Here is a 20,295-nt window from a genome sequence, read left to right as displayed (position 1 = left end):
TCGAACGTACGGCGATTGCGACATCTGGAGGCGGGGCGATGACCCGGATCACGGTGAAGGTCGACGGAAGCAGCTTCACGGACGAAGTGGAGCCGCGCACGCTGCTCGTGCACTACCTACGCGAGCAACTGGGGAAGACAGGCACCGTGATCGGTTGCGACACCGGCAACTGCGGTTCCTGCACGGTCCATCTGGACGGGCGCAGCGTGAAGTCCTGCTCGCTGCTCGCGGTCCAGGCCGACGGTCACGAGATCACCACGATCGAGGGGCTCGCGACCAACGGGCAGCTGCACCCGATGCAGCAGGCCTTCCACGAGAACCACGCGCTGCAGTGCGGCTACTGCACGCCGGGGATGATCATGCAGTCCATCGATCTGCTGGCCGACAACCCGAATCCCAGCGACGACGACATCCGGCACGGCATCGAAGGCAATCTCTGCCGCTGCACCGGCTACCAGAACATTGTCAAGGCCGTCCGCGCCGCCGCTGCCGGAGGTGCGCAATGACCGCCACCGAGGAACGTCCCGCGACCGAGGTCGGCACCCCGCGGAAGCGGAAGGAGGACGCCCGGCTGATCACCGGACGGACCCGCTGGACGGACAACATCGTGCTGCCCGGTATGCAGCATCTCGCGATGGTGCGCAGCCCGTTCGCGCACGCCCGGATCACCTCGATCGACACCGAGGCCGCGAAGGCCGCGTCCGGAGTCGTTGCCGTGATCACCGGTGCCGACATCGCCGACGAGCAGGGCGCACTGCCGAACGCGTGGGCCGTGATCCCCGACCAGAAGGCGCCCGTGCACCCGTCGATGGCGGTCGACCACGTCGCGTTCGCCGGCGAGATCGTCGCGATGGTCGTCGCCCGGACGGCGGCCGAGGCGAACGACGCCGCCGACCTGGTGGACGTCGACTACGACGAACTCGAACCCGCCCTCGAACTCAAGGCCGCGGCCCGCGACGAGGTGCTCGCGCATCCGGATCTCGGGACGAACGTGTCCGCGGTGTGGTCGTACGACTCGGCCGAGTCCGGCACCGGCGGCGACGTCGAGGCCGCGATCGCGGCGGCCCGCGACGGCGGCGTCCTGATCGAGCGGGAGTTCCGCCAGCAGCGGCTGATCCCCGCGTTCATGGAGCCGCGGTCGATCGTCGTCGACCCGACGACCGAACAGATGACGGTCTGGTCGTCGACCCAGGTGCCGCACTTCGTGAAGATCTTCATCGCGCTCGTGCTCGGCATCGCGGAGAGCAAGATCCGGGTGATCGCGCCGGACGTCGGCGGCGGTTTCGGCGGCAAGCTCCAGTTCACGCCGGAGGAAGTCCTCACGGTCATCGCGGCCCGGCGTACCGGGAAGCCCTGTAAATACAGCGAGACCAGGTCCGAGTCGCTGATGGCCGCGCACCACGGGCGGGACCAGTGGCAGCAGCTGACCCTCGCGGCGAACGCCGACGGCACGGTCACCGGCCTGAAGGTCGAGCTGACCGCCGACATGGGCGCGTACCTCGGGCTGGTCACGTCGGCGATCCCGCTGCTGGGCGCGTTCATGTACAACGGCATCTACAAGTTCCCGGCGTACCACCTCGGCATCACCAACGTGTTCACGAACAAGACCTGGACCGACGCGTACCGCGGCGCCGGCCGGCCCGAGGCGACCTACGCGATCGAACGCCTGATGGACGAGCTCGCCGCCCGCGTCGGCGTCGACGCGCTGGAGATCCGGGAGCGGAACTGGATCAAGCACGAGGAGTTCCCGTTCGCGACGGTCTCCGGCCTGCGGTACGACTCCGGCAACTACGAGGCCGCGACCGCGAAGGCGCGCGAGCTGTTCCGGTACGACGAGCTGCGTAAGGAGCAGGTGCAACGCCGGGAGTCGGGCGACCCGGTCCAGCTCGGGATCGGCATCTCGACGTTCACCGAGATGTGCGGCCTGGCGCCGTCGCGCTGGCTCGGCTCGATGGGGTACGTCGGCGGCGGCTGGGAGCACGCGGCGGTACGGATGCTGCCGACCGGCAAGGTCGAGGTGGTGACCGGGACGAGCCCGCACGGTCAGGGCCATGAGACCGCGTGGAGCCAGCTGGTCGCGGACCGGCTGGGCGTGCCGTTCGAGGATGTCGAAGTACTGCACGGTGACACGCAGGTCGCCGTCCGTGGGCTGGACACGTACGGATCGCGATCCCTGGCGGTCGGCGGAATGGCGGTGCTGGCGGCCGCGGACAAGGTGGTCGAGAAGGCGAAACCGATCGCGGCGCAGCTGCTGGAGGCGAACGCGGACGACCTCGAGTTCACCGCCGGCCGGTACGGCGTCCGCGGGACCGACGCCGGGATGACGATGGCCGAGCTGGCGTTCGCGGTGTTCCAGGGGCACAAGCTCGACGGCTCCGCGGAGGGCTGCCTGGACGCGGACGCGACGCTGGACCCGGAGGACTTCTCTTTCCCGCACGGCACCCACCTGTGCGCGGTCGAGGTCGACACCGAGACCGGTGGGACGACGATCCGGTCGTACGTCTGCGTCGACGACGTCGGCGTGGTGGTGAACCCGTTGATCGTCGAAGGCCAGGTGCACGGCGGGCTGGCCCAGGGCATCGCGCAGGCGCTCTACGAGGAGGCGGTGCACGACGAGGGCGGGACGCTGGTCACCGGGTCGTTCGACCAGTACCTGGTGCCGGGCGCGCCGGATCTGCCCGCGTTCGAGACGGCGCGGACCGAGACACCGGCGACCACGAACCAGCTCGGTGTGAAGGGGGTCGGTGAGGCCGGGACGATCGCGTCGACGCCGGCTGTCGTCAATGCGATTGTCGACGCGCTGCGACCGCTCGGTGTCACGGACGTGCAGATGCCGTGTACGCCGTACCGGGTCTGGAAGGCGATCCAGGAAGCTGCCCAGGAAGGTGCCCAGCAGAAGGAGGTGCGGTCATGATCCCGGCGGCGTTCGAGTACTTCAGCCCGGCGAGCGTGGACGAGGCGCTCGGGTTGCTGCGCGAGCACGACGACGCGAAGGTGCTCGCGGGCGGGCAGAGCCTGATGCCGGCGCTGCGGTTGCGGCTCGCGGCACCTGAGGTGATTGTCGACATCGGGAAGATCGACGAGCTGCAGGGCGTGCGGGACGACGGCGACGCGCTGGTGATCGGCGCCATGACCCCGCACAGCACGGTGCAGTCCGATCCGCTCGTCGTGGAACACGCCAGGCTGATTTCGCTGGCCACGGCAACGGTGGGCGATCCGCAGATCCGGCACCGCGGGACGTTCGGTGGGTCGCTGGCGCACGCTGATCCGGCGGCGGACCTGCCCGCGGTGGCGGTCGCACTGGAGGCGTCGTTCGTGATCGCGGGCGCCGGCGGCCGGCGTACGGTCCCCGCTGAGGAGTTCTTCCAGGGCGTGTTCAGTACTGCGCTCGGCGAGGACGAGCTGCTGGTCGAGGTCCGGGTGCCGAAGTACACCGGGTGGGGCGCGCACTACGAGAAGTTCAACCGGGTCGCGCAGGCCTGGTCGATCGTCTCGGTCGCGGCGGCGGTCCGGCTGGACGGCGACTCGATCGCGGAGGCGCGGGTCGGTCTCGGCAACATGGGCCCGACGCCGGTACGGGCGACGGCGGTCGAGGCGGCCCTGGTGGGGCAGCCCGCGACCGCGGACGCCGTACGCGAGGCCGCCGCGCGGGCGGCGGACGGGACGTCACCGGGCAGCGATCTGAACGGTGACGCGGACTATCGACGACATCTCGCCACGGTGCTCACCCGGCGGGCGGTCCTGGCCGCGGCAGGTACGGCGTGAAGCTCGAGCACAGGTTCGTCGTACCGGCGCCCGTCGAGGAGACGTGGGCCGCGTTCAACGACCTCGAACGGGTGGTGCCGTGTTTTCCCGGCGCCACCCTGGGGTCGCACGACGGTGACGACTTCACCGGCTCGTGCAAGGTCAAGCTCGGGCCGGTGTCGCTGCAGTACACCGGCACCGGCACGTTCCTGGAGCGGGACGAGTCCGATCATCACGCCGTGATCGAGGCCAAGGGCAAGGACAAACGCGGCAACGGTACGGCGACCGCGCGGGTCACCGCCCGCCTGACCGGCGCGGACTCCGGGACGACCGAGGTCACCGTCGACACCGATCTCACGATCACCGGCCGCCCGGCCCAGTTCGGCCGCGGCCTGATCCAGGACGTGTCCGACAGACTCCTGGACCAGTTCACCGCCTGCCTGACCACCAAGCTGGGCGCCGCCCCCGAAGAACCCACACCCGCAACCGAGCCGTCCCCACAGCAGTCACCACCAACCAGTGCACCGCCCGACACCGACGCAGTCCCGCTGGACCTCGGCAGCACCCTGATCCCAGCCGTAGCCCGCCGCGCAGCCCCATACCTGATAGGAGCCGCCCTGGCCCTAATCCTCCGCCGACTACTCCGGCCCTGACGGGCCCGTCACGTGTTGTCCGGTGTGGGTGGGCCGCCCGGTGGCCATTCGACCAGTTCGATGCGGTAGCCGTCGGGGTCGGTGAGCCAGGAGGTTTTGGGGCCGTCGGCGCCGTGCAGGACCGGTTCGCCGGGTTGGAGGCCGGCCTCGGTCAGGCGGGCTGTCGCGTCCGACAGTGACTCGACCTCGATCGCGAGGTGCTCGAAACCGCCGGTCTCGACCGGGCCGTCGGCGGGGCGGTGGACGAGTTCGAGGGACACCGACGGCTCGTCCGGCAACCGGAGCCAGACCAGGCTGGAACCGTCGTCGAACGGGACCTTGCCGATGTTCAGATAGCCGACCTTGCCGTAGAACGCGAGCGAGCGCTCCAGATCGGTCACCCGCAGCGCGAACAGGATCGTCTTCATGCCGAACGATCCAAGTGGTGGCACCCGGCGGCGTCAACAGGGGCGGTGGGGGAGGATGTCGCCATGCGGATTCTGATTGCGCCGGACAAGTTCGCGGGGACGTTGACGGCTGTGGAGGCTGCGTCGGCCATCGAGGAAGGGTGGCGGCGGCGGGACCCGGACGCCGAGGTGCTGGTCGCGCCGATGGCCGACGGCGGTCCCGGGTTCATCGACGTGCTGTCCGCGGTGGTCGACGGGACGTTGCTGTCGGTCACCGTTCGCGGACCACTCGGTGCGGAGACGCCGGCGACGGTGCTGCTCTCGGGCGAGACGGCGTACGTCGAGACCGCGCAGGCGTGCGGGCTGCACCTGGTCGAGCCGAAGCAACGGCGGCCGGAGGAGGCGACGACGTACGGCGTCGGTCAGCTGATCACCGCCGCGGTCGACGCCGGCGCGAAGCGGATCATCCTCGGCCTTGGGGGTTCCGGCACGAACGACGCCGGCGCCGGCCTCCTCGCCGCGCTCGGCGCGACGGCGGAGTCAGGTCAGCTGGACAGCGGAGCCGCGGGGCTCGCCGGGCTGACCGCGGTCGACCTGCAGCCCGCGCGGGACCGGGTGGCGGGTGTCGAGTTCGTCGCGGCCAGTGACGTCGAGAATCCGATGCTCGGGCTCCGCGGCGCGACGAACGTGTTCGGGTCGCAGAAAGGCATCACGGACGAGCGGAAGCCGGAGGTCGACGGCTGGCTGACGCACTTCGCGGAGCTGGCCGACCGGAAGACCGCGGACCAGAAGGGCGCGGGCGCCGCGGGCGGGCTCGGGTACGCGCTGCTGCTGCTCGGTGCCGAGCGGGTCTCCGGCATCGACCTGGTGGCCGAGCTGACCGGGCTGAAGCAGAAGGCGTCCCAGGTCGACCTGGTGCTCAGCGGCGAGGGCGCGTTCGACTTCCAGTCCCGCGACGGCAAGGTGATCGCGGGCGTCGCGAAGGTGGCCAACGACGCGATGCGGCCCTGTGTCGTGCTCGCCGGGAAGGTCCTGATCGGGTCCCGGGAGATGCGGTCGATGGGCGTCGAGTCGGCGTACGCGCTGGTCGACGCCGTCGGCGAGGAGCAGGCCTTCGCCGACCCACACGGCTCGCTGGCTGCGGTCGCGGAGCGTGTCGCCCGCACCTGGGCGCGGTGATCACTCCGTGACGGGGTAGTTGATCTGCGAAATTGGTGTGCGACCATGGGAATGAGCGCGGGCCGGCCGATGTTGGCCTGTGTTGACAAGAGACTTCCGTGCCGACAGAGCTGGACGCCGGCACTTGAGCAGATGACTGGAGTCAGGGATGACTGAAGCGCAGACCGAGCAGGCCGTCGCCACGGGTGTGGTCCTCACCGACGGGGCCGCCGCCAAGGTGAAGGCGCTGCTCGACCAGGAAGGCCGCGACGACCTCGCGCTGCGGGTCGCCGTGCAGCCGGGCGGGTGCTCCGGGCTGCGGTACCAGCTGTTCTTCGACGAGCGTCAGCTCGACGGCGACATCGTGGCCGGCTTCGACGGTGTGAACGTGGTCACCGACCGGATGAGCGCGCCGTACCTGAAGGGCGCGACGATCGACTTCGTCGACACCATCGAGAAGCAGGGCTTCACGATCGACAACCCGAACGCCACCGGCTCCTGCGCCTGCGGCGACTCGTTCAACTGATCCACCCCGAAGCCCCTGGTCACCGGCGCGGTGACCAGGGGCTTCGGCCTGTCCGGACTTCGGAAGCGTTCGTCCCAATGTGTGAATCCAACGCTTGTTGGGTACGGCTCGTTCCGTGTGGGACTACATAACTGAGCGTTACTCGCAACTGCTCTACCAGAGCTACCAGCACCTCAGCCTGGTCATCCAGTGCGTGCTGCTGGCCACGGTGATCGCGGTCGGCCTCGCGATCGTGGTGCACCGCAACCCGCGGATCGCGTCGCTGGCCGGCGCCGTCAGCGCCGTCGGCCTGACCATCCCGTCGTTCGCCCTGCTCGGCCTGATGATCCCGGTCGCGGGCATCGGTACGGCGACCTCGGTGGTCGCGGTCACCTTCTACGCCTGCCTGCCGATCCTGCGCAACGCCGTCGTCGGCCTGGCCGGCGTCGACGCGACGCTGATCGAGTCGGCCCGCGGGATGGGCATGGGCGCAGCCCGGACGCTGCTGCGGATCGAGCTGCCGCTGGCCTGGCCGGTGATCCTGGCCGGCGTCCGGGTCTCGGCCCAGATGTCGATGGGCATCGCGGCGATCGCGGCGTACGTGCTCGGGCCCGGCCTGGGCAGCTTCATCTTCACCGGTCTCACCCAGATCGGTGGCGCGAACGCTCTGAACTCGGCGCTGGTCGGCACGATCGGCGTCGTCCTGCTCGCTCTGATCCTGGACGCCATGCTGCTGCTCGTCGGCCGCCTGACCACCTCGAGGGGTATCCGTGCCTGAATCCGAACCACACGTCAGCGGCGTCGACATCGAGCTGACCGATGTCGTCAAGCGGTACCCGGGCCAGAAGAAGCCGGCCGTCGAAAGCCTGTCCCTGCACATCCCGGCCGGCGAGATCGTGATGTTCGTCGGCCCGTCCGGCTGCGGCAAGACCACCTCGCTGAAGATGATCAACCGGCTGATCGAGCCGACGTCCGGCAGCATCCGGATCGGCGGCGAGGACGTCAGCCGGCAGAACGACGACGACCTGCGCCGCCGGATCGGCTACGTGATCCAGGGCGGCAGCCTGTTCCCGCACATGACCGTCACGCAGAACATCGCGCTCGTCCCGGGCCTGCTCGGCTGGGACAAACGCCGTACGTCGGAACGCGTCGACGAACTGCTCGAGCTCGTCGGCCTCGACCCGCAGCGGTACCGCAACCGCTACCCGCGGGAGCTGTCGGGCGGTCAGCAGCAACGCGTCGGGGTGGCCCGCGGACTGGCCGCGGACCCGCCGGTGATCCTGATGGACGAGCCGTTCGGCGCGGTCGACCCGATCACGCGGCAGCGGCTGCAGGACGAGCTGCTCAGCATCCAGGAGGAGCTGCGCAAGACGATCGTCTGCGTCACCCACGACTTCGACGAGGCGGTGAAGCTCGGCGACCGGATCCTGATCCTCACCGAGGGTGCCAACATCGCGCAGTACGACACCCCGGAGGCGATCCTGGCGAACCCGGCCAACCGGTTCGTCGCGGACTTCGTCGGCGCCGGCGCGGCGCTCAAGCAGCTGACCCTGAGCCGGGTCAGCGAGATCGAGCTGACCCAGCCGACGGTCGCGGAGATCGGCGACCCGGCACCCGACGTACTGCGGGCCGCGAAAGCTGCCGGTGACGACTCGGTGGTCGTGCTCGACCGCCGGCGCCGGCCGGTGGACTGGATGTGGACGACCGACCTGTCCGAGGTCGAGAAGGTACCGGCGCCGCCCGAGGACACCGACCTGGTCACGATCGACCGGCGCGCGACGCTGAACGACGCGCTCGACACGATGCTGATGTCCAGCCACGGCAGCGCGGTCGTGACCGGCCGCCGCGACGAGTACCTCGGGGTGGTCGACTTCCAGACCGTGCTCACCCGCATCCAGGACGGCAACGGCCACCCGGAGGCGGAGGTCGCACCATGACCGCACTCGATCCCGGACCCGACCTCAAGCCGCCGGAGAATCTCGCGGACGCGAAGGCGACCGCCGCCGGTCTCGCGGCCGGTCGCGCCCGCAGACCGTCGTGGGGACTGCTGATCGGGCAGCCGCTGTTCGTCGTGGTCGTCGTCGCGGCGTGGGCGATCTGGCGCTCGCAGGCCGAGCTCGACTCGATCGAGCAGCGTCAGCTCGACTGGAAACTCGTCGGCCGGCTGACCGTCGAACACCTCCAGCTCACCGTGGTCGCCACGATCATCGTGCTGGTGGTCGCCGTACCGCTCGGCATCATGCTCACCCGGCCGCGGTCCCGCCGGGCCGCTCCGGTCGTGGTCGCGGTGGCGAACGCGGGCCAGGCGGCTCCGGTGATCGGTCTGATCGTCCTCCTCGCGATCGGGCTCGGCTTCGGTTTCTGGACCGCGATCCTGGCGCTCTGCCTGTACGCGATCCTGCCGGTGCTGCGGAACACGATCGTCGGTCTGCAGGGTGTCGACCGGACCCTCGTCGAGGCCGGTCGCGGGATGGGCATGTCCAGCATCGCCGTCCTCCGCCGGATCGAACTGCCGCTCGCGGTGCCGGTGATCATGGCCGGTATCCGCACCGCGCTCGTCCTGGTCGTCGGTACGGCGACGCTCGCCACGTTCATCGACGCCGGGGGACTGGGCAGCCTGATCACCACCGGCATCCGCCTGCTGCGGTACCCGGTCCTGATCAGCGGCGCCCTGCTGGTCGGCGCGCTCGCGCTGCTGATCGACTGGGCGGGCCGCGTACTCGAAGAGATCACCCGACCGAGAGGACTCGGATGAAGCGGCTGGTAGCGGCAGCGTCCGCACTTCTCCTCGTCCTGTCCGGCTGTGGCCTCGGCACCAGCGGCGGCTTCGTGCCGACCGGTGCGCTGCAGGGGCAGCTGGCTTCGGTGAAGGGACTCGACGGGCTGACGATCGGTATCGGGTCGAAGAGCTTCCAGGAGCAGCTGATCCTCGGCAAGATCGCCGCGATCCTGATGCGCTCGGCCGGCGCCGACGTACAGGACCTGACCAACATGCCCGGTAGCGACACGTCCCGCCAGGCGATGATCCAGGGCCAGATCCAGATGTCGTGGGAGTACACCGGTACGGCGTGGATCTCGTACCTCGGCCACGACACGGGCATCCCCGACAAGCAGCAGCAGTACGAGGCGGTGCGCAAGGAGGACGAGCAGAAGTACGGCCTGATCTGGCTGAAGCCGGCTCCGATGAACAACAGCTACGGCTTCGCGATGACGCGCAAGGAGTCCGAGCGGCTGGGCATCACCAAGCTGTCCCAGGTCCAGTCCGTGCCGGTGAAGGAGCGGACGTTCTGCGTCGAGTCCGAGTTCGCCAACCGGAACGACGGGTTCGAGCCGATGCTCAAGCACTACGGGATCCCGATGGGTTCCGGCGTACCGCGGGACAACATCCGGACCCTGGACACCGGCGCGGTGTACGCCGCGACGAGCAAGGGGGACTGCCGGTTCGGGGAGATCTTCACCACCGACGGCCGGATCAAGTCGCTCGACCTCGTCGTACTGCAGGACGACAAGAAGTACTTCCCGGCGTACAACGTGGCTCCGGTGATCAGCAAGCAGGTGCTGGACAAGTACCCGCAGCTGCGCGACCTGCTGCAGCCGGTGTCGGACAAGCTGACCGACGAGGTGCTGATCGAGCTCAACGCGCAGGTCGACGTCGACGGCCGGGAGCCCGCCGACGTCGCCATGGACTGGCTGGTCAAGGAAGGCTTCGTCAGCCGCGACTGACTCGGCCGGAGTCGGCGCCAACCGCTTGTGGTTCACGAATGCACATGGTTAACCTTCGGATTGTCAACAAAACTACGACCTGACCTGTGGGGCGTGTGAATTACGTGCGGGTGGGCACTCGGGTGAGGCCGTATGACGACAGGAGGAAACCGTGGACGCCGACACCCCGCCGCCAGTGAGCCCTGAACCACCCCGGGCCGCGCGGTCACAGGACCGTCCGCCCGTGAACCCGCCGAGCACGACGACCGAACAGGAGCAACCGCCCGGAGTTCTGAGGAAAGCCATCGCCGCCTCGGCGATCGGAAACGCCACGGAATGGTTCGACTACGGCATCTACGCGTACGGCGTGACATACATCTCGGCCGCGATCTTCCCGGGTGACACCGAGAGCCAGACGCTGCTCGCCCTGATGACGTTCGCCGTCTCGTTCCTGGTCCGCCCGCTCGGCGGTCTGGTCTGGGGTCCGCTCGGCGACCGGCTCGGCCGCAAGCAGGTGCTGGCGATCACGATCCTGATGATGTCCGGCGCGACGTTGCTCGCCGGTCTCGTCCCGTCGTACGACACGATCGGGATCTGGGCGCCGATCCTGCTGGTCCTGCTGCGGATGGTCCAGGGCTTCTCGACCGGTGGCGAGTACGGCGGCGCCGCGACCTTCATGGCCGAGTACGCGCCGAGCCGCAAGCGCGGGTTCCTCGGCAGCTTCCTGGAGTTCGGCACGCTGGCCGGGTTCTCGCTCGGTGCGCTGTTGATGCTGGGCTTCTCGCTGGTGCTCGGTGACGACGCGATGCACGCCTGGGGCTGGCGGCTGCCGTTCCTGGTCGCCGCGCCGCTCGGCCTGGTCGGCGTCTACCTCCGGTCCCGGCTGGAGGACACGCCGGTGTTCCGCGAGCTCGAGGCGAAGGGCCAGAAGGAAGAGGAGACCGCGACCCAGTTCAAGGACCTGCTGGCCGGTTACTGGGGTCCGATCCTGCGGCTCGGCGGCATGGTGATCGCGCTGAACGTCGTGAACTACACGCTGCTCACCTACATGCCGACGTACCTGGAGAAGGAGATCGGGCTGAGCGCGGACCAGTCGCTGATCGTGCCGATCATCGGAATGTTGACAATGATGGTGTTCGTTCCGTTCGCCGGCCGCATGTCGGACCGGGTCGGGCGAAAACCGTTGTGGTGGGCGTCGCTGGCCGGACTGTTCGTGTTCGGGGTGCCGATGTTCCTGCTGATGGGTACGAACATGCTCGGCGCCGTCATCGGCTTCGCCGTGCTGGGCCTGCTCTACGTGCCGCAGCTCGCGACCATCTCGGCGACCTTCCCCGCGATGTTCCCGACCCATGTCCGGTACGCCGGGTTCGCGATCGCGTACAACGTGTCGACGTCGCTGTTCGGCGGTACGGCGCCCGCGGTCAACGACTGGCTGACGGCGAAGCTCGGTGACTCGCTGGTGCCGGCGTACTACATGATGGCCGCCTGCCTCGTGGGCGCGATCGCGCTGGCGAAGGTTCCGGAGACCACACGCTGCCCGCTCAACGGCACCGAGATCCCCGGCACCGAGGACGCCCCGCCACCGGTGGCCCTGGAACCGGCTCACGCGAAGGCCTGAGCCCGACCAGAAGGCCGGCCCACGGGGCCGGCCTTCTGCGTTGGTCGGGTGTTGGTCGCGCGTTGGTCAGGCGACTACGGCGGTGACCGCGTCGGACCAGAGGGCGGCGGCCTCGTCGATCTCGTCGGGGGAGACGACCAGGGCCGGGATGAACCGGACGACCTGACCCCACGTCCCGCAGGTGAGCAGCAGCAGGCCGCGGCGTGCTGCCTCCTGCTGGACTGCCGCGGCGGTGACCGGGTCGGGCTTGCCGTCCGCGTCGCGGAACTCGTTGCCGATCATCAGCCCGAGCCCGCGAACGTCGGTGATTTGCTCGTGCTTGTCGGCGACCAGCTGCAGCGCCTGCTTCAGCTGAGCGCCCCGGTCGGCCGAGTTCTGCACGAGGTTCTCGTCCTTGATCACGTCGAGCGTCGCGAGCGCGGCCGCGCAGGCAACCGCGTTCGCGCCGTACGTACCGCCCTGTGAACCCGGCCAAGCCTTCTCCATCAGCTCCGACGACGCCGCGATCCCCGACAGCGGGAAGCCCGAGGCCAGGCCCTTCGCCGTCACCAGGACGTCCGGGTGCGAGCCGAAGTGGTCACCGCCCCAGAACTTCCCGGTCCGCCCGAAGCCGGTCTGTACCTCGTCCACCACGAGCAGGATCCCGTGCGCGTCGGCGCGTTCCCGCAGCCCCGCGAAGAACCGCTCGTTCGCCGGGACGTAACCGCCCTCGCCGAGCACCGGCTCGACGAAGAACGCCGCGGTGTCGGCCGGCGCGCTCAAGGTCTGCAGTACGTAGTCGAGCTGACTGAGCGCGAAGTCGGTCGCCTGCTCGACCGGCCAGCCGAAGTGGCCCGGGTCGGGGAACGGCGACACGTGGACCCCGGCCATCAGCGGACTGAAGCCGGAGCGGAACTTCGTGCCGGACGTCGTCATCGACCCCGCGGCGACGGTCCGGCCGTGGAAGCCGCCGTGGAACACGATCACGTTCGGCCGGCCGGTCGCCTGGCGGCTGAGCCGCAGCGCCGCCTCGATCGCCTCGCTGCCGGAGTTCGCGAAGAACATCCGGTCGAGGTGCCGGGGGAGGACCTCGCCGAGCCGGTCCACCAGCGTCAGCAGCGGCCGGTGCATGACGGTCGTGTACTGCGCGTGGATGATCCGGCCGACCTGTTCCTGGGCGGCCGCGACCACGCGCGGATGGCAGTGCCCGGTCGACGTGACACCGATGCCGGCGGTGAAGTCCAGGTACCTGCGATCGTCCTCGTCGAACAGTTGGACGCCCTTACCACGGGCGGCGACCACGCCGGTCGCCTGTTTGAGAATCTGCGAGAGCTCGGCCACGGACTTCCCCTCCACGTGTCGAATGGTAGATTGTCGACAATCAGCGTATCTCAGGTGACGAGGCCGGTGAAGGGGTGCTCATGGACGAGTCCACGGTGGTCGAGGCCGTCGAGAAGCGGCTGTTCATCGACGGGAAATGGGTCGACGCGACCCGCGGCGCGACGTTCGACGTCGTCGATCCGTCCACCGGCAAGGTGCTGTGCGCGGTTGCGGACGCGTCCCCGGCGGACGGCCGCGCCGCGCTCGAGGCGGCCGTGGCCGCGCAGCCCGAGTTCGCCCGGACCTCGCCGCGCGAACGGTCCGACCTGCTGATGGCGGCGTACCAGCTGTTGACGGACCGCGTCGACGAGCTGGCGTTGCTGATGACGCTGGAGATGGGCAAGCCGTTGCCGGAGGCACGCGGCGAGATCGCCTACGCGGCCGAGTTCTTCCGGCACTTCGCCGGTGAGGCGTTGCGGATCGACGGCGGGTATCAGACCGCGCCGGCCGGAAACGCGCGCTTCCTGATCACCAAGCAGCCGGTCGGGCCCTGCCTGCTGATCACCCCGTGGAACTTCCCGATGGCCATGGGCACCCGCAAGCTCGGCCCTGCGATCGCGGCGGGTTGCACGAGCGTCATCAAGCCCGCACACCAGACGCCGCTGTCGATGCTCGCGCTGATGGGGATCCTGGCCGGGGCCGGCCTGCCGGCGGGTGCGGTCAACTGCGTCACCGCGATGGACGCCGGTGGTGTGATGGAGCCGTTGATCCGCTCCGGCCTGGCGCGGAAGCTGTCCTTCACCGGGTCCACGCGCGTCGGCCGGATCCTGCTCGAGCAGTGCGCGGAGAAGGTGCTGCGGACGTCCCTCGAGCTCGGCGGCAACGCGCCGTTCATCGTGTTCGAGGACGCGGACCTCGACGAGGCCGTCACCGGCGCGATCGCGGCGAAGATGCGGAACATGGGCGAGGCCTGTACGGCGGCCAACCGGATCTTCGTGCACGAGTCGGTGATCGACGAGTTCGGCCGGCGGCTGGCGGAACGGATGGGGGCACTGACCGTCGGCCGGGGGACCGAACCGGACGTCCAGGTCGGGCCGCTGATCGACGAGGCCGGGCTGGAGAAGGTGCGGTCGCTGGTGGCGGACGCGGTCGGCCGGGGTGCGACCGTGCTCACCGGCGGAGAGGTTGCTTCGGGCAATGGATCTCGCCAGGGCTACTTCTATCCGCCGACGGTGCTGACCGGCGTACCGCGGGAGGCGGCGATGGCGGACCAGGAGATCTTCGGGCCGGTGGCGCCGCTGACGCCGTTCAGTACCGAGGACGAGGTCGTACGGGCCGCCAACGACACGGAGTACGGGCTGGTCGCCTACGTGTTCACGAACGATCTGCGGCGGGCGTTGCGGGTCGCGGAGTCGATCGAGACCGGCATGGTCGGGCTCAATCAGGGCATCGTGTCGAACCCGGCTGCGCCGTTCGGCGGGGTGAAGCAGTCCGGACTGGGCCGAGAGGGCGGCGCGGTGGGGATCGAGGAGTTCCTCGAGACCAAGTACATCGGAATCGCGATGAACAGCTGAGCCGCGATCGAACGGGCTCAGCCGGTGACGGGCTCAGCGGGGTTATGGGGCTCAGCGGGTGATGGGGCTCAGCGGGTGACCAGGCGCTCGATGGCGTCGTCCATGTGCTCGATCAGGAGCCGATCGGTGCGCTCGGCGTCGCCGGCCAGGATCGCGTTGGCGAGCCTCTCGTGTTCGAGCGCGCGGACGTCGGTGGCGGCGTACGTGTCTTCCAGCGCGTGGATGCACATCCGGGTCTCGACGATGGACGTCTGGTGCATCCGCGACAACCGCGGGCTGTCGGCCAGCTGGACGAGCAGTTCGTGGAACTGGATGTCGAGCTCACCGATCGCGGCCGGATCGCCGTCGGCGTCGAGCATCTTGTGCGCGATCGCGAGCAGCGCCGTTCCGGCGGCCTCGTGGTCGCCGCACAGGATCTTGTGGGCCGCGGCGCGCTCGATCGCCTCGCGGGCGAGGTACATGTCGCGGATGTCGTCCGGCGTCATGTCGATGACGAACAGGCCGCGGTTGCGGATGGAGACGAGCAGACCTTCCTGGGTCAGGCGCTGCATCCCCTCGCGCAACGGCCCGCGGCTGACCCCGAGCTTGCGGGCCAGGTCGGCCTCGCCGAGCTGGGCGCCGGGCTTGAGCTCCCCGTGACCGATGGCCTTGCGCAGTTTGTCGGCGACGATACTCGGCGTCGACTCCTGGGCCAGCGGCTCGATGTAACTGGTCACTCCCTCTTCCCCCTTGTTGCGAACAACGTCCCAAGTCCTGGCAGAGACGGTACCGGCCCGACCAGGTCCAGTCCCTTCCAGACCGTCACCTGGTTCGCGGTCAGCACGGGTTTGCCGACCGCGCTCTCCAGGTCGTCGATGATTTCGAGCGTGTGCATCGCGGTGTCCGGCACCAGGACCGCCTCCGCGTCCGGGTCGTCCGCGGCCTTCACCATCGCCACCACCTGCTCGGGCAGCAGGGTCCCGACCTCGGCCGCGGTGATGATCCCGTTGCTGCCCATCGACACCACCTCGACGCCGCCCGCGGTCAGGAACCGGACGAAGTGCTGCGCGACGTCCTCCGGGTACGACGCGGCCACGGCGACCCGTTCGACCCCGAGCGCACGGCACGCGTCGACGAACGCGATCGACGTGGACGACGCCGGTACGCCGAGTGCCTGGGCCACCCCGGCCGCCTGGATGTTCGCGCCTTCACGCCCGAACACGAAGCTGCCCGAGGTGCACGCCCACATCACCGCGTCCGGCCGCGCGGGCTTCAGCTCTGCCGCGCCCTCGGCGAGCCGCTCCGCCCGGCCGAGGTCGAGGAGCGCGTCCACCCGGTGCGCGTCCTCGCCCACCGAGGTGATGACCACCGGCAGCTTCACGGCGCCGTCGAGCCGCGCCTCGAGCGTGGGATAGTCGTCCTCGGCGCTGTGTCCGGGATAGAGCAGGCCTACCGTGACCATCGGACCTCCTGGCTTGATGCGCACCGAATGGGTAGATTGTCGACAATGTTAACCCCAGAGCGCCCCGGGCTCCGGATCCCCTGTGGACAACGCGGTGCCTGACCCAGCGCGCGACGCCGTGCAGGATCCGCGGCTCGTCGCCACGCTGCGCCGGGAGTTGCGCGGCGCAGTGGCTGACGACCGCCGGACGCGGGCCCTCTACGCGGCGGACGGCTCGAACTACCGCGGGGTCCCGGACCTGGTCGTCGTACCGGCCGATGCCGACGACGTCGCCGCGGCGGTGGCGCTGACCGCGGCGGCCGGTGCGCCGGTGGTCGTCCGCGGTGGCGGAACGTCGATGGCAGGCAACGCGATCGGCACTGCCGGCCGAGTGGGTGGCGGTGGTGTCGTGGTGGACACGTCTCGGCACGTGAATCGCATCCTCGACGTCGACCCCGCCACGCGGACCGCGGTCGTCGAACCGGGCGTCGTACTGACCGATCTGCTGGCCGCCGCGAAACCTCACGGGCTGACGTTCGGCGCCGATCCGTCGTCCGCGAGCCGCGCGACTCTCGGCGGGATGATTGCCAACAATGCCTGCGGCGCACATTCGGTCGCCTGGGGTACGACGGCCGACAATCTGCGCGCCCTCGACGTAGTCCTCGCGGACGGCACCCGGCTGACCGTGACCTCAGCCGCCGACCGCGTGGCCGCAGCCGCGTGCCCGGGGCGTGAGGGCGAACTCCACCGGGCCCTCCAAGCGTTCGCCGATCGGAACGAGCTGCTGATCCGCCGCCGCTTCGGCCAGTTCAGCCGCCAGATCTCCGGCTATGCGCTGCATCGTCTGCTGGACGGCTACAACGTCGCCGGTCTGCTCTCCGGCAGCGAAGGCGGACTGGCCGCGACGCTCCGGGCGACCGTCCAGCTGGTCTCGTTGCCCAAGGCAAAGGTGCTGTGCGTGCTGGGCTTCACCGACTCCGTCACGTCGGCGGACTGCGTTCCGGTCGTACTGCGGCATGCGCCGCTCACGATGGAGTCCATCAACCACGAGCTGGTCGACAGGCTGCCGACCGAGGTACGCGACGCCGCGGTCCACGCCGGCCTTCCCGCGGGCAACGCCTGGCTGCTCGTCGAGATCGGCGGCGAGGACGAGCCGTCGGCCGCCGCGGCCGCCCGCGCGATGCTCGAGGAACTGCGCGACTCCGACTCGCCCGCCACCGCGACACTCGTCACGGACCCGAAGGCGCAGGCCGTCCTGTGGCGCTGCCGGACGGACGCCGCGGGACTGGCGACCCGCCGTGCGGACGGTGCCGAGGCGTGGGGAGGTTGGGAGGATGCCGCCGTACCGCCGGAACGTCTGGGCGCGTACCTGCGCGGGCTGGACGAGTTGCTCGGGCGGCACGGGCTGTCGGGTGCGTCGTACGGGCATTTCGGCGAGGGCTGCATGCACATGCGGATCGACTTCGACCTGTTGAGTCCGCGCGGTATCACGACGTACCGGGAATTCGTCGAGCAGGCGGCCGAGCTGGTGGTCGGACTCGGCGGCTCGGTGTCGGGCGAGCACGGTGACGGGCGGGCGCGCGGTGAGTTGCTCGGCAAGATGTACGGCGCCGACGGCCTCGCGCTGTTCGGTGAGCTGAAGCAGATCTGGGATCCCACCGGTGTGCTGAACCCGGGGATGATCGTCGAGCCGCCGCCGCTCGATCTCGCGATCCGGCACGACGGACCGGCGAAGGATCGTCGATTGTTGACGATCTTCGACTACCCGGACGACGAGCACGACTTCGCGCAGGCGCAGCGCCGCTGCGTGGGCATCGGGAAGTGCCGGCAGACGTCCGGCAGCGTGATGTGCCCGAGCTATCAGGTGACGCGTGAGGAGTTGCACTCGACGCGCGGCCGGGCGCATCTGCTGTGGGAGATGCTGCAGGGCGACCTCGTCACGGACGGCTGGCGGTCGACCGAGGTGCGGGACGGGCTCGATCTGTGCCTGTCCTGCAAGGGGTGCTTGTCGGACTGCCCGGTGAACGTGGACATCGCGACGTACAAGGCCGAGTTCACCCATCACCACTACGCGCGGCGGCCGTGGGCGCGGCCGATGTCGCACTGGTCGATGGGCTGGCTGCCGGTGTGGTCACGGCTCGCTGCGCGCGCACCGCGGGTCGCGAACCGGTTCGCCGGGTTGCGGCTGACCAAGCGGCTCGGCGGGATCGCGGCGGAGCGTGACGTCCCGGTGTTCGCGGAGGAGAGCTTCACGCGATGGTTCGAACGCCGCGGCGGTACGCCGGCCCCGGAGCGGCAGATGGAGCAGCCGGCGGAGCGGCAGGTGGAGCAGCCGGCGGAGCGGGAGGTGGAGCGGCGGGTCGTGCTGTGGCCGGACACCTTCACGAACTACCTGGCGCCGGAGATCGGCCGCGCCGCGGTCGCCGTACTGGAGTCTGCCGGCTTCGAGGTCGTGCTGCCCGCCAGGCCGGTCTGCTGCGGCCTTACCTGGATCTCGACCGGACAGCTCACCACAGCCCGTCGCGTCCTCGACCGATCGCTCAGTACGCTCGCCCCACACCTCGCCGCCGGTACGCCGATCGTCGGCCTCGAACCGAGCTGTACGGCGGCCTTCCGCCATGACGCGCCCGCGCTCCTGGCCGGCAACCCGCTCGCCGCGTCGGCGGCTGCGAACATCCGCACGTTCTCCGAACTGCTCGTCGAGTCCGGTTGGGAACCGCCACACGTCGGGGGAGAAGCGTTCGTCCAGCCGCACTGCCACCAGCACGCCGTCCTCGGCTTCGACGCCGACCGCAAACTCATGGCGGCGGCCGGAATCGAGGCGGGTCTCGCGGATCCCGGCTGCTGCGGTCTGGCCGGCAACTTCGGGTTCGAACGCGACCACTACGAGGTCTCGAAGGCAGTGGGCGAGCGCTCGCTGCTGCCCGCCGTACGGTCGTTGCCCGAATCAACAACCGTCCTGGCCGACGGCTTCAGTTGCCGCACCCAGATCGCCCAAGGCACGCCTCGCCGCGCCCGCCACCTGGCCGAACTCCTCGCCGACGCCCTACCCGGCTAGCTTGTCCGCGGCCCGCCGCAGCCGAGCGACCCCTTCATGAATCCGGTCCGGCGTCGTGGACGCGAAGCACAACCGGAACGCGTCGGTGAAATGGCCTGCGGGGGAGAAGGCCGGGCCGGGGATGAAGGCGACTCCTTCGGCGAGTGCTACCTCGAACAGCTCGTCGGTGTGGACGCCGTTCTGCAACGTGACCCAGAGGAAGAATCCGCCCTGCGGATCGGTCCAGCGGGCGATGTCGCCGAAGTGCTCGGTGAGCGCGGCGTGCATGGCTTCCTTGCGCCGCTTGTACTCCGCCCGCTGCTTGACGAGATGCTCTTCGAGGTGACCGCCGGTCAGGAATCCGGTGAGCAGCCGCTGTGCGGGCAGGTTGGTGCAGGTGTCCATCGCCTGCTTCGCGTTGATCAGCACCTGCTGCAGTTCGGGATCCGCATCCACCCAGCCGACCCGCAGGCCGGGCGCGACGATCTTGGAGAAGGTACGGACGGAGAACACCAGCGGATCGCCGGCGCCGAGTTCTCGCAGCGTCGGGAGCGGGTCGCCGGCGAAGCGCAGCAGGCCGTACGGGTCGTCGTCGATCACCATCGATCCCCAGGACCGGGCGAGTTCCAGCAGCTGGTGCCGCCGTTCGAGGGACAGCGTCGCGCCGGACGGGTTCTGGAACGTGGGGATCGTATAGATCGCCTTCGGCCGCCGCCCGTCGAGTAGTCGCGGTAGATCGTCGACAATCATCCCGTCGTCGTCGACCGGCACTTCGAGCAACTCGGCGCCGTACGAGAGGGCGGTCGCGCTGCCGTTGGTGTACGTCGGCGACTCGACGACGACGAGATCGCCCGGGTCGACGAAGATCTTGCAGAACAGGTCGAGGCCTTGCATGCCTCCTGCCGTGACGGTGAGGCGTTCGGCGGTCGTCTCGTCACTGGTCCCGCGCAGCATCTCCAGCAACGCCGCGTGCAGCGGCGGGTCGCCTTCGGTGGCCGCGTAGTCGTAGGCGGCGGGACGACTCAGTTCCTCGGCCGCGATCGCGGACAGGACCTCCGACGGCACGGCCTCGGCCGCGGGTGATCCCATCGCGAAGCGGACGATGTCGTGCGTCTGCTTGTGCAGCAGCGACGTACTCGAGTCGATCACCGAGCCTACGAGTCCGGCGGCGCGGGCGGCGTACGGGAGTGCTGGCAAGG

Annotated in this window: 18 protein-coding genes; 13 read left to right on the top strand and 5 right to left on the bottom strand. The window is 69.6% G+C overall.

The genetic code is table 11. The features are described from left to right. The first annotated feature begins 38 nt into the window (after positions 1-38). From BJY22_RS31525 to BJY22_RS31510, 4 genes are read left to right on the top strand one after another with little or no spacing between them, the layout of a single operon-like run. A complete protein-coding gene (locus tag BJY22_RS31525) occupies positions 39-506 on the top strand; it encodes a (2Fe-2S)-binding protein (RefSeq protein WP_167214045.1) in 468 nt (155 codons plus the stop codon). Then, positions 503-2,914: a xanthine dehydrogenase family protein molybdopterin-binding subunit gene (locus BJY22_RS31520; protein ID WP_167214042.1), complete on the top strand. Its 2,412-nt coding sequence runs from the start codon at positions 503-505 to the stop codon at positions 2,912-2,914. Before BJY22_RS31525 ends, BJY22_RS31520 begins: the two co-directional genes overlap by 4 nt. Continuing rightward, positions 2,911-3,765 carry an FAD binding domain-containing protein gene (locus tag BJY22_RS31515; protein WP_167214039.1) on the top strand — a complete coding sequence of 285 codons (855 nt, stop codon included), beginning with the start codon at positions 2,911-2,913 and terminating at the stop codon, positions 3,763-3,765. Before BJY22_RS31520 ends, BJY22_RS31515 begins: the two co-directional genes overlap by 4 nt. Beyond that, positions 3,762-4,397 (top strand): SRPBCC domain-containing protein, encoded by a 636-nt coding sequence (locus BJY22_RS31510; RefSeq protein ID WP_167214036.1) that lies wholly within the window; start codon positions 3,762-3,764, stop codon positions 4,395-4,397. Before BJY22_RS31515 ends, BJY22_RS31510 begins: the two co-directional genes overlap by 4 nt. An 8-nt stretch (positions 4,398-4,405) precedes the next feature. On the opposite strand, the gene BJY22_RS31505 is transcribed toward BJY22_RS31510, so the two are convergent. Continuing rightward, entirely contained in the window at positions 4,406-4,804 is a 399-nt protein-coding gene (locus tag BJY22_RS31505; protein WP_167214032.1) for a VOC family protein, read from the bottom strand. 63 nt (positions 4,805-4,867) lie between these two features. Between BJY22_RS31505 and BJY22_RS31500 the strand changes: the two genes are divergently transcribed. The 7 genes from BJY22_RS31500 to BJY22_RS31470 all read left to right on the top strand — a co-directional run bounded on the left by BJY22_RS31500 (position 4,868) and on the right by BJY22_RS31470 (position 11,766). After that, positions 4,868-5,962, top strand: coding sequence for a glycerate kinase family protein (locus BJY22_RS31500; protein ID WP_167214029.1), 1,095 nt, complete (start codon positions 4,868-4,870; stop codon positions 5,960-5,962). Between the two features lie 148 nt (positions 5,963-6,110). Further along, positions 6,111-6,467 (top strand): HesB/IscA family protein, encoded by a 357-nt coding sequence (locus BJY22_RS31495; protein WP_167214027.1) that lies wholly within the window; start codon positions 6,111-6,113, stop codon positions 6,465-6,467. 115 nt (positions 6,468-6,582) lie between these two features. After that, positions 6,583-7,224 carry an ABC transporter permease subunit gene (locus BJY22_RS31490; protein WP_167214024.1) on the top strand — a complete coding sequence of 214 codons (642 nt, stop codon included), beginning with the start codon at positions 6,583-6,585 and terminating at the stop codon, positions 7,222-7,224. Continuing rightward, the gene (locus BJY22_RS31485) at positions 7,217-8,383 is read left to right on the top strand and encodes a betaine/proline/choline family ABC transporter ATP-binding protein (protein ID WP_167214021.1); all 1,167 of its coding nucleotides are present in this window, start codon (positions 7,217-7,219) and stop codon (positions 8,381-8,383) included. Before BJY22_RS31490 ends, BJY22_RS31485 begins: the two co-directional genes overlap by 8 nt. Beyond that, positions 8,380-9,201 carry an ABC transporter permease gene (locus tag BJY22_RS31480; RefSeq protein WP_167214017.1) on the top strand — a complete coding sequence of 274 codons (822 nt, stop codon included), beginning with the start codon at positions 8,380-8,382 and terminating at the stop codon, positions 9,199-9,201. The genes BJY22_RS31485 and BJY22_RS31480 overlap by 4 nt, the downstream gene beginning before the upstream one ends. After that, on the top strand, positions 9,198-10,169 hold the full coding sequence (locus BJY22_RS31475; RefSeq protein ID WP_167214014.1) for a glycine betaine ABC transporter substrate-binding protein: 972 nt from the start codon (positions 9,198-9,200) through the stop codon (positions 10,167-10,169). Before BJY22_RS31480 ends, BJY22_RS31475 begins: the two co-directional genes overlap by 4 nt. A gap of 223 nt (positions 10,170-10,392) precedes the next feature. Continuing rightward, entirely contained in the window at positions 10,393-11,766 is a 1,374-nt protein-coding gene (locus tag BJY22_RS31470) for an MFS transporter (protein WP_167214011.1), read from the top strand. Positions 11,767-11,832: 66 nt separating this feature from the next. Here BJY22_RS31470 and BJY22_RS31465 read toward each other — a convergent pair whose 3' ends face one another. After that, a complete protein-coding gene (locus BJY22_RS31465) occupies positions 11,833-13,101 on the bottom strand; it encodes an aspartate aminotransferase family protein (protein WP_337759593.1) in 1,269 nt (422 codons plus the stop codon). Between the two features lie 65 nt (positions 13,102-13,166). Between BJY22_RS31465 and BJY22_RS31460 the strand changes: the two genes are divergently transcribed. Beyond that, the gene (locus tag BJY22_RS31460; protein ID WP_167214009.1) at positions 13,167-14,639 is read left to right on the top strand and encodes an NAD-dependent succinate-semialdehyde dehydrogenase; all 1,473 of its coding nucleotides are present in this window, start codon (positions 13,167-13,169) and stop codon (positions 14,637-14,639) included. A gap of 68 nt (positions 14,640-14,707) precedes the next feature. Here BJY22_RS31460 and BJY22_RS31455 read toward each other — a convergent pair whose 3' ends face one another. Together BJY22_RS31455 and BJY22_RS31450 are read right to left on the bottom strand one after the other, a co-directional pair. Next, the gene (locus BJY22_RS31455) at positions 14,708-15,355 is read right to left on the bottom strand and encodes an FCD domain-containing protein (protein ID WP_167214007.1); all 648 of its coding nucleotides are present in this window, start codon (positions 15,353-15,355) and stop codon (positions 14,708-14,710) included. Then, a complete protein-coding gene (locus BJY22_RS31450) occupies positions 15,352-16,080 on the bottom strand; it encodes a maleate cis-trans isomerase family protein (protein WP_202891347.1) in 729 nt (242 codons plus the stop codon). The genes BJY22_RS31455 and BJY22_RS31450 overlap by 4 nt, the downstream gene beginning before the upstream one ends. 94 nt (positions 16,081-16,174) lie before the next feature. Here BJY22_RS31450 and BJY22_RS31445 point away from each other — a divergent pair, with 94 nt between their 5' ends. Further along, on the top strand, positions 16,175-19,117 hold the full coding sequence (locus BJY22_RS31445; RefSeq protein WP_337759590.1) for an FAD-binding and (Fe-S)-binding domain-containing protein: 2,943 nt from the start codon (positions 16,175-16,177) through the stop codon (positions 19,115-19,117). Here the strand turns inward: BJY22_RS31445 and BJY22_RS31440 are convergent. Continuing rightward, a complete protein-coding gene (locus tag BJY22_RS31440) occupies positions 19,106-20,293 on the bottom strand; it encodes an aminotransferase-like domain-containing protein (RefSeq protein ID WP_167214005.1) in 1,188 nt (395 codons plus the stop codon). The genes BJY22_RS31445 and BJY22_RS31440 overlap by 12 nt on opposite strands. Positions 20,294-20,295 lie beyond the last annotated feature (2 nt).

Source organism: Kribbella shirazensis, from assembly GCF_011761605.1.
GTDB classification, from domain to species: Bacteria; Actinomycetota; Actinomycetes; order Propionibacteriales; family Kribbellaceae; genus Kribbella; species Kribbella shirazensis.
Note: the sequence above shows the minus strand (reverse complement) of the source record. Positions and strands in the feature narration are given on the sequence as shown.

Coding starts and splice junctions, on each gene's coding strand:
- BJY22_RS31525 (WP_167214045.1), top strand. CDS start 39: ATGACCCGGATCACGGTGAAGGTCGACGGAAGCAGCTTCACGGACGAA.
- BJY22_RS31520 (WP_167214042.1), top strand. CDS start 503: ATGACCGCCACCGAGGAACGTCCCGCGACCGAGGTCGGCACCCCGCGG.
- BJY22_RS31515 (WP_167214039.1), top strand. CDS start 2,911: ATGATCCCGGCGGCGTTCGAGTACTTCAGCCCGGCGAGCGTGGACGAG.
- BJY22_RS31505 (WP_167214032.1), bottom strand. CDS start 4,804: ATGAAGACGATCCTGTTCGCGCTGCGGGTGACCGATCTGGAGCGCTCG.
- BJY22_RS31500 (WP_167214029.1), top strand. CDS start 4,868: ATGCGGATTCTGATTGCGCCGGACAAGTTCGCGGGGACGTTGACGGCT.
- BJY22_RS31495 (WP_167214027.1), top strand. CDS start 6,111: ATGACTGAAGCGCAGACCGAGCAGGCCGTCGCCACGGGTGTGGTCCTC.
- BJY22_RS31480 (WP_167214017.1), top strand. CDS start 8,380: ATGACCGCACTCGATCCCGGACCCGACCTCAAGCCGCCGGAGAATCTC.
- BJY22_RS31475 (WP_167214014.1), top strand. CDS start 9,198: ATGAAGCGGCTGGTAGCGGCAGCGTCCGCACTTCTCCTCGTCCTGTCC.
- BJY22_RS31460 (WP_167214009.1), top strand. CDS start 13,167: ATGGACGAGTCCACGGTGGTCGAGGCCGTCGAGAAGCGGCTGTTCATC.
- BJY22_RS31450 (WP_202891347.1), bottom strand. CDS start 16,080: ATGGTCACGGTAGGCCTGCTCTATCCCGGACACAGCGCCGAGGACGAC.